The sequence below is a fragment of the Brevibacillus panacihumi W25 genome, from assembly GCF_000503775.1.
GTDB lineage: Bacteria > Bacillota > Bacilli > Brevibacillales > Brevibacillaceae > Brevibacillus > Brevibacillus panacihumi_A.
On sequence record NZ_KI629785.1, the window covers coordinates 589,028 to 602,836 of the forward strand.

11 protein-coding genes are annotated in these 13,809 nt (G+C 52.0%); 1 reads left to right on the top strand and 10 read right to left on the bottom strand.

Going from position 1 to position 13,809, the window contains the following annotated elements; all coding sequences use genetic code 11:
* Window positions 1-60: 60 nt before the first annotated feature.
* From T458_RS43780 to T458_RS43810, 7 genes are all read right to left on the bottom strand, one after another.
* Window positions 61-1,980 carry a stage V sporulation protein D gene (locus T458_RS43780; protein ID WP_023557422.1) on the bottom strand — a complete coding sequence of 640 codons (1,920 nt, stop codon included), beginning with the start codon at window positions 1,978-1,980 and terminating at the stop codon, window positions 61-63.
* Between the two features lie 63 nt (window positions 1,981-2,043).
* Window positions 2,044-4,437, bottom strand: a complete 2,394-nt coding sequence (locus T458_RS43785; protein WP_023557423.1) for a penicillin-binding protein — start codon at window positions 4,435-4,437, stop codon at window positions 2,044-2,046.
* A 149-nt stretch (window positions 4,438-4,586) separates the two neighbouring features.
* Window positions 4,587-5,015, bottom strand: a complete 429-nt coding sequence (gene ftsL2, locus T458_RS43790) for a cell division protein FtsL (RefSeq protein ID WP_023557424.1) — start codon at window positions 5,013-5,015, stop codon at window positions 4,587-4,589.
* Between the two features lie 34 nt (window positions 5,016-5,049).
* On the bottom strand, window positions 5,050-5,994 hold the full coding sequence (gene rsmH / locus T458_RS43795; RefSeq protein WP_023557425.1) for a 16S rRNA (cytosine(1402)-N(4))-methyltransferase RsmH: 945 nt from the start codon (window positions 5,992-5,994) through the stop codon (window positions 5,050-5,052).
* 17 nt (window positions 5,995-6,011) lie between these two features.
* Entirely contained in the window at window positions 6,012-6,443 is a 432-nt protein-coding gene (gene mraZ, locus T458_RS43800; RefSeq protein WP_023557426.1) for a division/cell wall cluster transcriptional repressor MraZ, read from the bottom strand.
* Window positions 6,444-6,595: 152 nt separating this feature from the next.
* On the bottom strand, window positions 6,596-7,855 hold the full coding sequence (locus tag T458_RS43805) for an adenosylhomocysteinase (RefSeq protein WP_023557427.1): 1,260 nt from the start codon (window positions 7,853-7,855) through the stop codon (window positions 6,596-6,598).
* 100 nt (window positions 7,856-7,955) lie between these two features.
* Window positions 7,956-8,873, bottom strand: coding sequence for a LysR family transcriptional regulator (locus T458_RS43810; RefSeq protein ID WP_023557428.1), 918 nt, complete (start codon window positions 8,871-8,873; stop codon window positions 7,956-7,958).
* A gap of 121 nt (window positions 8,874-8,994) precedes the next feature.
* Here T458_RS43810 and T458_RS43815 point away from each other — a divergent pair, with 121 nt between their 5' ends.
* Window positions 8,995-10,272: an APC family permease gene (locus T458_RS43815; RefSeq protein ID WP_023557429.1), complete on the top strand. Its 1,278-nt coding sequence runs from the start codon at window positions 8,995-8,997 to the stop codon at window positions 10,270-10,272.
* Window positions 10,273-10,355: 83 nt separating this feature from the next.
* Here T458_RS43815 and T458_RS43820 read toward each other — a convergent pair whose 3' ends face one another.
* The 3 genes from T458_RS43820 to T458_RS43830 form a co-directional block, all read right to left on the bottom strand.
* Entirely contained in the window at window positions 10,356-11,402 is a 1,047-nt protein-coding gene (locus tag T458_RS43820) for an S-layer homology domain-containing protein (RefSeq protein ID WP_252989854.1), read from the bottom strand.
* Window positions 11,403-11,512: 110 nt separating this feature from the next.
* Complete coding sequence (gene bshC / locus T458_RS43825) at window positions 11,513-13,135, bottom strand: bacillithiol biosynthesis cysteine-adding enzyme BshC (RefSeq protein ID WP_023557431.1); 1,623 nt, start codon at window positions 13,133-13,135, stop codon at window positions 11,513-11,515.
* Window positions 13,136-13,250: 115 nt separating this feature from the next.
* Window positions 13,251-13,808 (bottom strand): helix-turn-helix domain-containing protein, encoded by a 558-nt coding sequence (locus T458_RS43830; protein ID WP_023557432.1) that lies wholly within the window; start codon window positions 13,806-13,808, stop codon window positions 13,251-13,253.
* Between the last annotated feature and the right edge of the window lies 1 nt (window position 13,809).

The window sequence follows — 13,809 nt, forward strand, 5'->3', positions numbered from 1 at the left end:
GCGCCCGTAGAAAAGCCTTCTCTCCTCCGCCTCCAAAAACTCATTTTATAGCTATTTTCTTTATTTGTCACCAAGGTAGATGCGAATTTTTCCTCCGTCCTCAATTTTTACCCCTGGGGCCGGAGATTGGGAAATGACGTATTTTCCTTTGCCGGAAACGACCAATGGCAAGGTCTCGTACAGGGTCGCAATATCCTTCATGGTTTGCCCGACCATATCAGGAACTTCGATCGGGGCCCTTTCTCCCAGTGCCTTGTTGATCTCTTTGGAAATGCCATCCTTGCGCGGAGGTACTTTCATGTGCTGGAGTGACGATTCGATGATGTTTTTGACGCTTGGCGCGGCAATCAATCCACCAAAAGCCAGGGCTTTGGGATTATCTACAGCAAAATAGACGACGATTTGCGGATCATCCGCCGGCGCGAAACCGATAAAGGACACGATATATTCGCCATCGACGTAGCGGCCGTTCCTTACCTTTTGGGCAGTCCCGGTCTTCCCACCGACACGGTATCCTTCGATATAGGCCCTTCCGCCTGTCCCCCTCGCCACCACGCTCTCCAGGGCGTACCGCACCTGCTCGGACACCTCGGGCTTGATCACCTGACGCACTTCAGTCGGCAATGTCCGCCCGATGATATCGTGGGTGACGCTGTCTCGCCATTCTTTCGCTACGTAGGGCTTCATCAGCTTGCCTCCGTTGATTGCCGCCGAGACTGCTGCCATCTGCTGGATGGGTGTCACCGATACCCCCTGGCCGAAGGAAGTCGTCCCCAGCTCGACCGGACCGACCCGGTCGAGTTTGAAAAGAAGTCCGTTCTCTTCACCAATAAGATCAACACCCGTCTTCTGTCCAAAACCAAATTTCTTGATGTATTCAAACAAGCGTTCTTTTTGCAGTCGTTGTCCCATTGTCACAAAACCCGGGTTGCAGGAATTTTCGACGACCTCCAGCATGGTTTCCTGCCCATGCCCCTGCCGCTTCCAGCAGCGCAGCCTTTTTCCCGCCACAGTGATGTAGCCCGGGTCGTAGAAGCCTTCGTTGAGCTTGACCACGCCTTCGTTGAGGGCAGCTGCCAAGGTGACGATCTTGAAGGTAGAACCTGGCTCATAGGTCTTCCAGATCGGCAAATTGCGGTTGTAGACCTCTGTAGCGTAATTCTGGTACTGATCCGGATAAAAGGTCGGCCTGCTCCCCATGCCGAGAATCTCGCCGGTCTTGGGGTTCATGGCAATCGCGAGAACGTCGTCGGGTTGATACGCGACGACCGCCTGATCCAGCTCCCGCTCAATAAATGCCTGGATCGTGCTGTCGATGGTCAAATACATGTCCATTCCATCGATGGGGGCGACATACTCCTCGGAGCCCCCGGGCATGATTCGGCCTTTTGCGTCGGAAGGATAGGCGATGTAGCCTTCCTTTCCTTTCAGAAACGGTTCATAGATTTTCTCCAGGCCCGTCAAGCCCTGATTGTCAATTCCGGTAAATCCGATGATATGGGCAGCCATCGTACCATTGGGATAAAAGCGTTTGGTATCGCCAGCCAGATAGATTCCAGGCAGGTTCAAATCCTGAATCTTTCGGGCCTTCTCTTCTGAAATTTTGCGACCTCCCGGAATTTTATCAATGCTCATTGATTTTTTGGTTATCGCCTTGAAGATGTCCTCTTCTTTTTGCTCCAGAATAACAGCAAGCTGCTTTGCGGTCGATTCAGGGTCCTTGATTTGCACAGGCACAGCAATGACAGTGGGTACGGTGATGTTTGTTACCAGTTCGTTGCCGTTGCGATCCAGAATGCGGCCGCGATTGGGCTGAAATTTGATATTGCGTTTCAGCAAATCTCCTGCCATCTCTGCCAGTTTTGGACCTTCTATCATTTGTACATACCCCAATCGGGTAATCAATGCCGCATACAGAACAATCCCAATCACCAAGGCAACAAAAATACGACGGCGTACAGTAGCGTTGGATACTCGCAAACGAGTCCCCCCTCGAATAGGTTGTCTCTTTTCTACCCTATTCTTTGGGGGGACTTGTTAGAACTATGGGGAGGCGCTCGTTTGCCCTGTATTGCCTTCCTCAGGCTTGTTGGTATCGCCTGAGGCGTCAGCTTCTTCCGACTGCCCCTCAGACGCGCCAGAAGTCTCTTGTGACCCCTGGTCGTCAGGAGACTCAGCTCCGTCCTGGCCTGCCTGCACATCTGGCACTGGTGCAGGCGGCGCAGGCTCAGACTCTGACTTCAAAGTCACGAGCAGGGTTTCCCCTCCTTTTAGCGCGGTGCCAGCCTTGATGCTTTGCGAATCGACGAATCCAACGCCTGTCGCATTTACGTTCATGTGCAAAATAGAGGCGAACTCCATGACATCGCGCAAGGACTTCCCTGTCAGATCCGGCATTTGCGTCCCTTCCACCCGATCGGTGATCAAGGTGATTTTCTGCCCGGAGACGACCTTGGAAAACGGCGCCGGATACTGCTCGACGATCTTGGTCCCGGTACCCACAATCGTTACTTCAAGCTCATCCTGCTTGGCACGAAGCTGTGCTGTAGTCGTCGCCATATCGATAAATTTGGGCAGCGTCAGCTCTTTGACGGGAGGCAAGGCGGTTTGCTGGGCAGCCGCTTGCTTCTTGTCCCCTCCGCTTGCCGACTGCAGATCAGGCTGCTGCTGCAGATACTGCAAGCTGCGCTCCATCACTGATTTGAAGATCGGAGCGACGATCTTGGAGCTGTATGTGGTGTATTCAGAGGTATTCGGGTCATCCACGACAACATAGACCAGCAGGCGCGGATTGTCCTTCGGCGCAAAACCGATGAAGGAAGCGATGTAATGCCCTTCCAAAATCTTGTTTCCCTCGTATTTTTGCGCCGTTCCGGTCTTCCCTGCTACGGAGTAGCCCGGGATGCGATAGGCTTTCCCTGTTCCATCGGGATCTTCCACGACTGTCTCCAGAATATCGCGCGTCTGCTTGGCTGTCGCCGTACTCACTACGCGTCGAACCACTTCCCTTCCGGTACGGTGCACGACGGCTCCCGTATGCGGATCGCGCATCTCCTTGATGATATGCGGCTTCAACAATTCTCCGCCGTTGGCAATTGCGCCAACAGCCGCGATCTGCTGAATCGCCGTCACCGTCACCCCTTGGCCAAATGACGTAACCGCCCAGTCGCGAGGAGAGCGGGGGTTTTCCAGGTTGGCGATATTTCCCTTCTTCTCATAGGGCAATTCGATCCCAGTCAGGGAACCAATGCCGAATTTCTCAAAATAGGCTTTCAATTTCTCCAGTTTCAAACGTTCGTAGGCCAATTTAACGAACACCACGTTACTGGAGCGCTGCACCCCTTTCAGGAAGCTGATCTTGCCCCAGCCCCGGCCGTTGTTGTGGTCGCGAATCGGCGTTTGCCCTTTGATTGTGTATGTACCAGATTGATACTCTTCATTTGGATTGAACATGCCTTCTTCGATCGCCGCCGCTAGCGTAATGATCTTGAACGTCGAACCAGGCTCAAACATCGAGGTGACGGCGTGGTTCGTGAAGTTGGTGATCCCTTTGTAATAGGTATTCGGGTTGAACTGCGGGCGATTGCCCATCGCCAGAATTTCTCCCGTTTGCGGATCCGAGACGACGACCATCAGACCCTTAGGTTTAAACTCTTTCTCCGCGACGTCCAGCGCCTGTTCGACGTAGTCCTGAATTTGCCGGTCGATGGTCAGATAGACGTTTTTACCGTCTTCTGCGGGCTTGTACTTGTGCTCCCCGTCTGGAAGCTGATAGCCGGCGCCGTCCGTCATGATCGCCATTTCGCCTTTTTCGCCGCGAAGCTCCTCGTCCAATTGCAGCTCCAAGCCCATTTTCGGATTGTCATACAAGTCTATGTATCCCAACACATGTGCGGCAAAGCTGTTGTTCGGATAAAAGCGCCTCGTCGCTTCCGTCAGATAGATTCCTGGCAGCTGATTCGTTTTCACCTGTTCTCCGCTGGGAAGCTTGGGATATTGCGCCTCTTCGATCAATTTCTTCTGCTCTTCCGTGATCTTTTGTCCCCAGCTCCCCAATTCAATGACGTTGGACTGGGAAGTGGTCAAGCGCTTCAAAAGATAATCCATCGGAGCATTGAGGATGCGGGAGAGCGTAGTCGCCGTATAATACGGATCCTTCACATAATCCTGATCCTTTTCATTCATGGGCTTCAGTCTCGCGTTCACTGTGTAGGCCTTGCCCTCATACGCAAGAATCTCCCCGTTGCGGTCCATGATCGCCCCGCGCTTTGGCTTCAAGGTCTTTTCCCAGTCCCACTGACTGCGTGCATAATCCATAATTTTGGCCGCTTCTACGGTTTGCAGCCACCAAAGCCGCATGCTGAGGCTTGAAAAACCAATAATCACACATAAAGCAAATAAGAGAATCCGCCAGTTTACGCGTCGTTTTGTTTCCATTGTTATTCACTCCATACGCAAGACGTATTCCGCTATGCAACTTACGCGATTTGGTAGTCGTGCTTCTTGTAGTATCGGGAAGTTCATATCCAACGTTTACGTGTTTTCACTCGAAGAAAAAAATGTTACTTGGCGAGTGGCAAGTAACATTATGGTTGCTTGGTTGATTGGACGGATCCTCCCGCATGTACCGGGCTGACCACCGCGCCCGCTTTTCCGATCACATGCACAGCATCGGGATTAAACAGCATGCCTTGACGCTCCGCTTCCGCCTGGATGCGATCCCGGTTGCTCATCTGTTCGATTTGCAACTTCAGGGCGGCATTTTGTTCTGTCATCAGCCGATTCTCTTTTTTGACGCTCTGGATGTCGTAATTGTACTGGGAGATTTGAGAGTATCGCACTCCGACAAACCCAAGACCAGCAACGGTGATGGAGATTACGAACAAATAGAGTAGTTTCTCTCTAGTAGGAATGGTCGGTTTTAGCCGAATGGTTCGTTTTGTTTTCTTTACCGTGCTGGTCTGCTGCTCTTGCTCCAGCTCCATAGCCAGGTTGCCCCGGTAGTAGTAGCTCACTTTTCTTACCTCCTCGTTGAGCCCATGTGATCGGTTACAGTTTCTCCGCGACGCGCAGCTTCGCCGAGCGCGCGCGCGGATTGAGTTCCAATTCTTCTTCAGACGGCAGAATCGGTTTTTTTGTAATCACTTTGACGATTGCCTGGTTGCCGCAAACACAAATCGGAAAGGCCGGCGGACAGGTGCAGCCTTTGGAAAAATCCTGATAAACCTGTTTGCAAATGCGATCCTCCAGCGAATGGAAGGTAATGACGCTGACTCTTCCACCAGGACGCAATACTTCGATCGCATCAATAATCGCTTCTCGAAAGGCATCCAGCTCATCGTTGACCGCGATGCGAATGGCCTGGAAGGTTCTCTTGGCCGGATGAGGGCCTGTCCTTCTCGCAGCTGCCGGAATTGCTTCTTTAATCACTTCCACCAGCTCGCCTGTCGTCTCGACAGGACGTTTTTTTCGATATTCTACGATTTGCCGGGCAATTCGCCGGGAAAATTTTTCTTCCCCGTACTCCCAGATTACCTTCGCGATCTCTTCCTCGTCCCATTCGTTGACGATGGCATAAGCCGTCAAGGGTGCTTGCTGGTCCATTCTCATATCCAGCGGGGCGTCAGCATTGTAGCTGAAGCCTCTCTCTCCTTCATCCAGCTGCGGGGAGGAGACCCCCAGATCAAACAGGATACCGTCTACTCCGTCCAAGCCCAGATCGCTCACAATTTCTTTGAGATGGCGAAAGTTGCTCTTTACCAGTGTTACTTTATCCATAGTGGAAGAAAAGCGTTCGCGTGCATGATCCAGTGCCCAGTCATCCTGATCGATGGCGATCAGGCGGCCTCCCTCAGTCAGACGAGAGACAATCAAGCTGCTGTGTCCAGCCCCTCCCAGGGTGCAATCCACATAGATGCCGCCAGGGCGAATGTTGAGGCCTGCGACTGCTTCTTCCCGCAATACGGTTACATGATGAAACGACAAGATCGTCACTCCCGTTCTTCTTGCTGCTACAAATTGAAATCAACCAGTTTTTCAGCGATCTCTCCATACGAGCCCTCTGATTCGGCCAAGTACGCCTCCCAGCGCTCTTTGCTCCAGACCTCGACCCGGTTGGATACGCCGATGACGACGCATTCCTTTTGAATCGCGGCATGGTCACGCAGATTTTGGGGTATATTTACCCTTCCCTGCTTGTCCCAGTCGCATTCGGTCGCTCCTGAAAAAAAGAATCGTGTAAAAGCACGAGCGTCTGCTTTGGTAAAAGGCAATGTTTTGAGCCGTTCCTCCAGTTGCTTCCATTCGTCCAGCGGGTAGGCAAACAAACAGTGGTCCAAGCCACGGGTCATGACAAAGGAGTTGCCCAGCCCTTCACGGAACTTCGCGGGGATGGTCAGGCGGCCTTTTTCATCGATGCTATGCTGAAATTCACCCATGAACATGCCCAATCCCCCACTTTCCGATCAAGGGGCACCACTTTCCCCCACTTTTCCCCACTTCGCTACCTATCTGCTATTATACAAAAAAAAATCCCGCATGTGTATGCAGGATTTTTCGTTTCTTTTTTTTCCGGGAAAAGACGGTTTTCGCGGGACTATTCGACCCAGCTGTCCAGATACGCTTTTTGCTCGTCGGTCAATTTGTCGATGCCGATTCCCAGAGCTTCCAGCTTGTATTGAGCAACCATCGCATCCAGTTCGTAAGGAACGTTCAGTACTTTTTTACCGATGTTTTTGTATTGCTCGTTCACATAGGCAAGGGACACAGCTTGCAGCGCGAAGGTCATGTCCATAATCTCCGCTGGATGGCCGTCACCGGCAGCCAGGTTCACGAGGCGGCCTTCTGCCAACAGATACAGTTTTCGACCGTCTGCCATGACAAATTCTTCGATGTCTTTGCGCACAATGCGCGTGGAAGTCGACATTTCCTTCAATTCCACTTTGTTCACTTCGACATCGAAGTGGCCTGCGTTGGACAGGATTGCGCCATCTTTCATCACTTCAAAATGCTCTTTGCGAATCACGTCGCGGTTTCCAGTTACGGTCACGAAGTAATCGCCGTGTTTTGCCGCTTCGCTCATCGGCATTACTTCAAAGCCGTCCATATAGGCTTCTACCGCTTTGATCGCGTCGATTTCGGTGACGATGACTTTTGCGCCCAAGCCTTTTGCACGCATTGCCACACCTTTTCCGCACCAGCCGTAGCCAACGACCACAACCGTTTTACCGGCAACAACCAGGTTTGTCGTACGGTTGATGCCATCCCAGACGGATTGGCCTGTACCGTAACGGTTGTCGAACAAGTATTTGCAGAAAGCATCGTTTACCGCTACCATTGGGAATTCCAGCTTGCCTTCTTTTTCGAGGGCTTTCAGACGCAGGATCCCTGTTGTCGTCTCTTCCGCACCACCGCGCACTTGCGCCAGCAGATCGCGACGCTCGCTGTGCAGGATGGTCACCAAATCGCCGCCGTCATCGATGATCAGGTCAGGGCGAGTTTCCAGCGTTTTGATCAGATGGTCTTTGTATTCGGCTGGATCTGGATTGTACTTCGCAAATACGCGAATGCCATCCTCTACCAGCGCTGCGCAGACATCATCCTGTGTAGACAAGGGGTTAGAGCCTGTGATCGTTACTTCAGCGCCCCCAGCTTGCACCACTTTCGCCAGGTAAGCAGTCTTGGCTTCCAGGTGAAGGGAGATCGCCACTTTCAGTCCGGCAAACGGCTTTTCTTTTTCAAAGCGTTCGCGAATGCGGTTCAGAACGGGCATATGTTCCTTTACCCAGTCGATTTTCAGATGGCCATTATGAGCCAGTCCCATATCTTTTACAATGCTTTCCTCTACACTGTTCACGGTAATATGAACCTCCTTCATCTCAAAAACAGCTTAGTCTCTATCATATCATACGCAACTTCTGCCATCATCTGTTTTTCCTCTTGTAGCCAATTCGAAGTTAAAGAGCATTCTTCCGTGTACGGTTCGTTCTGTCCAAATCTCCCGTTTTCAGCAAATCGATAAAATAGCGCATCGCCTGCGGCATCCACTTTTTCTGGTGGTACACAAGCTGACGGTAGACCCGAACCTCCGGGTGGGTAAACGGAAGAATGATCAATGTTCCGTTCTTCACTTCTTCTTTAACCGTGATTTTGGGGACGAGGGCAATCCCGAGATCGTACGTGACACATTGCTTGATCGCTTCCATGCTCCCGAATTCCAGCGAAGAGTGGACGGCTGCATTGGCTTTGCGCAGGACGTTTTCCATGATGATGCGGTAGCTGCAGCCTTCTTCCGTGAAGATCCAGTTCTCTCCGGAAAAATCTTCTGCGACCACCTTGTGAGCCTGCTCCAAACGATGGCCTGGCGCTGCGATCACCACCAGTTCTTCTTCCCCCAAATTCAGACAGACCAGATCAGGATGCTCCTGCCATCGATCCAGAATAAAGGCAAAATCATACGCACCCTCCTTCACCCCTTGCCGCAGCTCATTGCAAATCCCGGGATGCAAAAGCACGCGCATTTTCGGTTGCTCCTGGCGAAATTTTTGCAGGTAGGGAGGCAGGTAAAAAGCTGCCAATGATTCAACGGTCCCAATCGTCAGCGTGCCTGCCAATTGAGCCTGATCCGAGAGCTGCCCCCTCGCCTCATCCAGAATGGAAAGCAGCTGCTCACTGTAGGCAAGCAGCACTTCGCCAGCTTGAGTCGGCCTTATTTTTCGCCCCCAGCGTTCAAACAGAACCACCCCAAACTCATTCTCCAGGTTCTGGATCTGCGTGGTGATGCTGGATTGCGCATAGCCCAAAACCTCTGCGGCACGGGTGAAGCTTTGCCATTTGGCTACTTCCCGAAAGGTTTGCAAATAGCGAGTATCCATCCTCTCCCTCTTTTCGAATCGGATTTTTCGATTGAATATATCTGTAATTATAGATAACACTGATCCCAATGTCTATGCTACGCTATTTCCAACCTTTTATGAAAAGAGCGAGGGAACGAAAATGAAACCTAGCGTTGCAACTTCAACAAGCCTGACCAAAACCTTGGGACTGCAGCAGATCATTGCCTTGTACATCGGCTCTGTGCTCGGTTCCGGCGTGCTGCTGATCCCCGGTCTGGCTGCGGAAATCGCGGGCCCGGCCTCGATTCTGGCCTGGCTGCTGATGTCCATACTGGTGCTTCCGATGGGCGTCACGATGGGCCTGCTGTCAGCCCGTTATCCCAGCTCAGGGGGCGTCTCTTCGTTTGTCCAAACCGCGTACGGCGAACGCTTCGGCAACATGGTCGGTTGGTTTTTTCTGCTCTCCGTCCCGCTTGGCGCACCCATTCTCAGTATGATCGGCTCTCATTATATCGCCATCCTCTTCAACTGGAGCGACTGGCAGGTTACCCTATGTGCCGGCATGATCCTGCTGTCGGTTCTCTGGATGAACACCATGGGTCTGAAAGTAGCTGGGCGCGTACAGACGATTGTCGTGTCCCTGATTGTGTCCATCCTGATTCTGGCGATCGTGGCCGCGGTTCCTCATGCTTCCGGTGCCAACTTCACCCCTTTTGTTCCACACGGCTGGCTCAGTGTGATTCAGGCAGCGGTATTGATGTTCTGGTGCTTTATCGGCTGGGAAGCGGTCACCCATCTGTCAGGCGAGATGGTGGATCCTCGTAACGCGATTCGCGGTGTTTTCTGGAGTGCAGGCATCATTGCCCTGTTGTACTTCCTGGTTGCCTTGATGACGGTCGCAACACACAGCTACGGAAACGACCTCACAGCCGCTTCACTCAGCCGCATGATCCAGCTTTCCCTCGGACCTGTAGGCGGTTGGTTCGTAGCGCTGATCGCCCTGTTTATTTGCATCGCTTCAGCCAATGTGTATGTAGGAGCGGCTTCGCGCATCGCGTATTCCCTGTCTCAAAAGGGATTCGCCCCGCGCTGGTTTGGGATTCTCCACCCACAGCGCCGAACGCCCATAGGGGGACTGGCATTTTTGAGCATCTGCTTCGTTCTCGTTCTGACGGCACTTCAGCTCCAACTCGTCAACTTGTCGAGCCTTATCGCACTCCCCAACGCCACCTTTATCGCGACGTATATCGGGGGATGCTTAGCCGGGATCAAGCTTTTGCGCGACAATCGCATCGGTAGGATCGCTTCGTGGATATCGCTGATTTTTACCGTGGGCTTGTACCCTTTCCTCGGTTGGCCTGCGCTCTATCCACTCGCAATCGCTGCGGCACTGTTTTTTATAGGAAGAAAGAAGCTGCCTTCGCATATGGATCAATAAGGGCGAGTAGTAGTATGAACGCAAAAAGGCGGAACCACTTGTAGAGCATTCTACATTCGGTTCCGCCTCATTTTTTTGCCGTATTATTCGTCTTTTCCGATCAATTGAAACGTTTTGCCGTCTGTCGATGAGAAATAGAAGGTGCGGTCGACGCTGCCTCCCAGTTCACCGGAGTAGTACTGCACGGTCATGCGGTACTTGCCGTTTCCGATTTTGGCGTAATAGGTCAGCTCATTGAACTGGGGAAAGCGCACGTAATCATAGACCTCATAATTCATGAAGGAAAAATGCTCGCGCAAAAACTGAGTGCTTGCCGGCAAATTATTCTTCTGCACGTAGCTGACCAATTCGTCATAGCGGCGGATGCGTTGTTTGTCCATCACATCCTCTATGAATGAAGCGACGGTCTTCCGCATGCCCTGTTTCTCTTCCTCGCTCACCTGACCGGGGAACAAATCCCCGATCTGCTGGGACAGACGCGAAATCAGAACGACAGCCTGCGCTCGGCTAATCTTCTCATGCGCTCGGAACGTCCCATCCGGATAGCCAGTAATGATCCCCAGCTTGTACGCCGGGTAGACGGTCATGACTTGATACTCCTCCTCTACAGGAAGGTCGGAGAAAAAGCGGGATTTCGTTCCCCGGTATTTCTCCCCTTCTGACTGATGTCCCAATGCCGCGAGCATCAGTCTCGCTCCCTCCAACCGATCGAGGGGCTCTGTCGGCTTTCCGGACGGAATGATCCCGGCGCTGAGCAGATGGGCATAGGTCCCATAGGACCACCGTCCCTCCGCTTTCGACAAGTAGGTTTCACGTGCAAAAGAATCGGGTTCATGCCCTTTAAAAGGAGGGATCACCCGCTCGATCATGACGAGAAACTCTTCTTGTGAGATTGTCTGCTCGGGACGGAAGCTTCCGTCCGGAAAACCGCGAATCAGTCCTCTTTTATTCGCTTCCACAATTTCTCGGGAAGCCCAATGTCCATTCATATCTGTAAAAGAAACAGCAGACGCAGCTGCAATCATTCGAGCCTCTGCCGCGCTGACACTTCCGAATGCCGTACCTGCCAGAGCGATCGAGAGCACAAGCGTCTTTATGATGAATCGTCTGCCAAGTTGTCGCAATTTCATCTGCACTGGATCATCTCCCCTTCCACAGGCATCTCCTGTACTGGGTTTGACGCAGATATTGTCGAGAATGTTTCAGCATATTAGCAGGAAATGATATCCAAAAGATCAGGTTACAGGTGAAAAACCTGATGACGTCCGTCATGAGTAAACGGAGCATGCACCAGCCGGTCGACAAGAGACAAGCCGTATTTATTGGCGTAGGAAAAAAAGGAGATCTTTCTTTCCTGCAATCCGCCCTCCGGCAAAAGATTTGCCTCCAAGCGCCAAATGCGGTGCTGATCTGTGTCCTCACGCTCTTGAAGGGAACGGGTCAGGCGCTGTTCCAAAAAGTCGACCTGTCCAAGCAAGATTGACAGATTTTTGTCAGCTATCCCCCGAAGTCCCCCGTCCAGCCGGACAACGTCCTCTACCAACGGTCGATACAGATCCAGAAGCGATTCCCGTACATGGGTAAAGCGCTCATCCAGCGGCCGCTGTTCCCTCGTCTTCATTTGCGCTTCTTTCCATGCCTCTTCTTGGCCCAGCACCTGTGAAATGTCCAGGTCAAAACCGGCGAGCAGTCTTTCTAGCGCTCCCTCCAACAACGTGACCGAGATGCGCGGCAAGACAATGGGCATTTGCATGTCGAGTGCAGCGAAGATTTCCCGATAGAAGGCCCAATACGCAACTTCTCCAGCCCCCCCGACAAAGGCAAGCGTTGGAAACAGATGCTCCTGCATCAGACCGCGCGTCACGACATTGGCGCTGAAGCGTTGCGGCGCATCCTCTGCCAGCTTCAGCAGCTCCTCGCGCGAGTACGTACATCGCCTGTTGACAAAACGATCTCCATATCGCTCCAGAAGCAAGCGTTCTCCCCCTTCATAAAGGAAAAGATTTGCCTGATGCTCCCCCACCTCCAGCTGCAAGGGGTATCCTGCGTCTGCAATTCGGGTCGCTGCGTCTGTCAACAGATGAGAGATCTGCTCATTTTTCGCGATTACCTTTTGAAAGATCGGCTGCTCCAGCTCCCGAATATACGGCGACGAGGACTCCACCAGCACCAGTCCGTGTTTGCCGAACAACTGCGCGAGAAGACGCGCGAACCACTCCACGGGTGTCCGGGAAGTGGAGGCTGTCGCTTGCAGCAAACTGCGGATTTGCGCAGTATGCACGGTCTCCGGATGTCCGTCGAAAAACGACTGGAGAAAAGCTTCGACGGCTGCTGCATCCAACGTCACATCACTCGCCGAAAAACGACCTTTTTTACTCAGCTTCATTCTTTCTTTGTGCAAGCGCCTTTCTTTTTCACTCAACCAAAAGACGTGGTCGATCTCGTCCAAATCATGATCTTCGCCCGCGATCCAAAAGACGGGGATGACCTCTACCTCGAGCTCCTGTGAAAGCTTTTGCGCGGCTTGAATCAAATGGACGGCTTTATAGATCGTGTAGAGTGGACCCGTCAGCACTCCTGCCTGTTGTCCGCCGATGACCACATAGGCATCCGGTTTTTTTAGCGTATTGATTCGTTGGAGAGCTTCTTCGTGATTTCCGATATCCTGATTATAGGTATATAATCCTTCCGTCAGCTTCTCGCGATGGGAAAAAGTTCGTCCGCGCAGCCATTCCAGTCGTTCCCGATAGGATTCGCTTCGGTATGGCTTATAGGCAAAAAAGGAAACCGCGGATTCCTTTCCCTCCTGGTAGTCCTGTGTCAGCCGATTGGCTAACGGAAGTGCTATATGATCAACATTCATGACATGCTCACCTTTCTTAGGGCCGTGTTCTTTTGCAAATTATATCATGCTCCCTCCCATGAAAAAACAAAACAACCCATATCAATGGGTTGTCAAAGTGTAAGGTAGAATTCTTTTAAAATTGCGGCGGCGTCACGGACCAGATCAAAACGGCTTCGGTTTCGCCGCAATTTTCGACGGAATGGTTCTTGGCACTGTCGAAGGAAATGCTGTCGCCAGCCTCCAGAACGTGCTCTTCATCATTGAAACGGGCCACAACACTTCCCGTAATGACGGTAAAGCATTCCTCACCCTCGGTTTGCACGAATTTGTCTACGGCCATTTCACCTGGCTTGAGACGGACTTCCAGCATCCCGAGTTTTGCGCTTCCTCCCATAGAGAGCAGCGAATAGGTACCGGTAGATTCGGGAAACACTAATTGTCTGCGCTTATGTTGCCTTGCGACATGCACCTGTTTTTGATCGATGTCCTCAAAAAAATGAATAATGGGGGATTCGAGGGCTTTTGTAATTTTCCACAGGGAGTCCAAAGACGGTTGTGAAATCCCCCTCTCCACTTGACTGAGCAGCCCTTTGCTTAACCCGGTTTTGTTCGCCATGATTTCCAGGGTAAAGCCGCGCTCTTTCCGAATCATACGTATCTTGTGTCCGATGGTCTCGATGGGAAGTCGCATA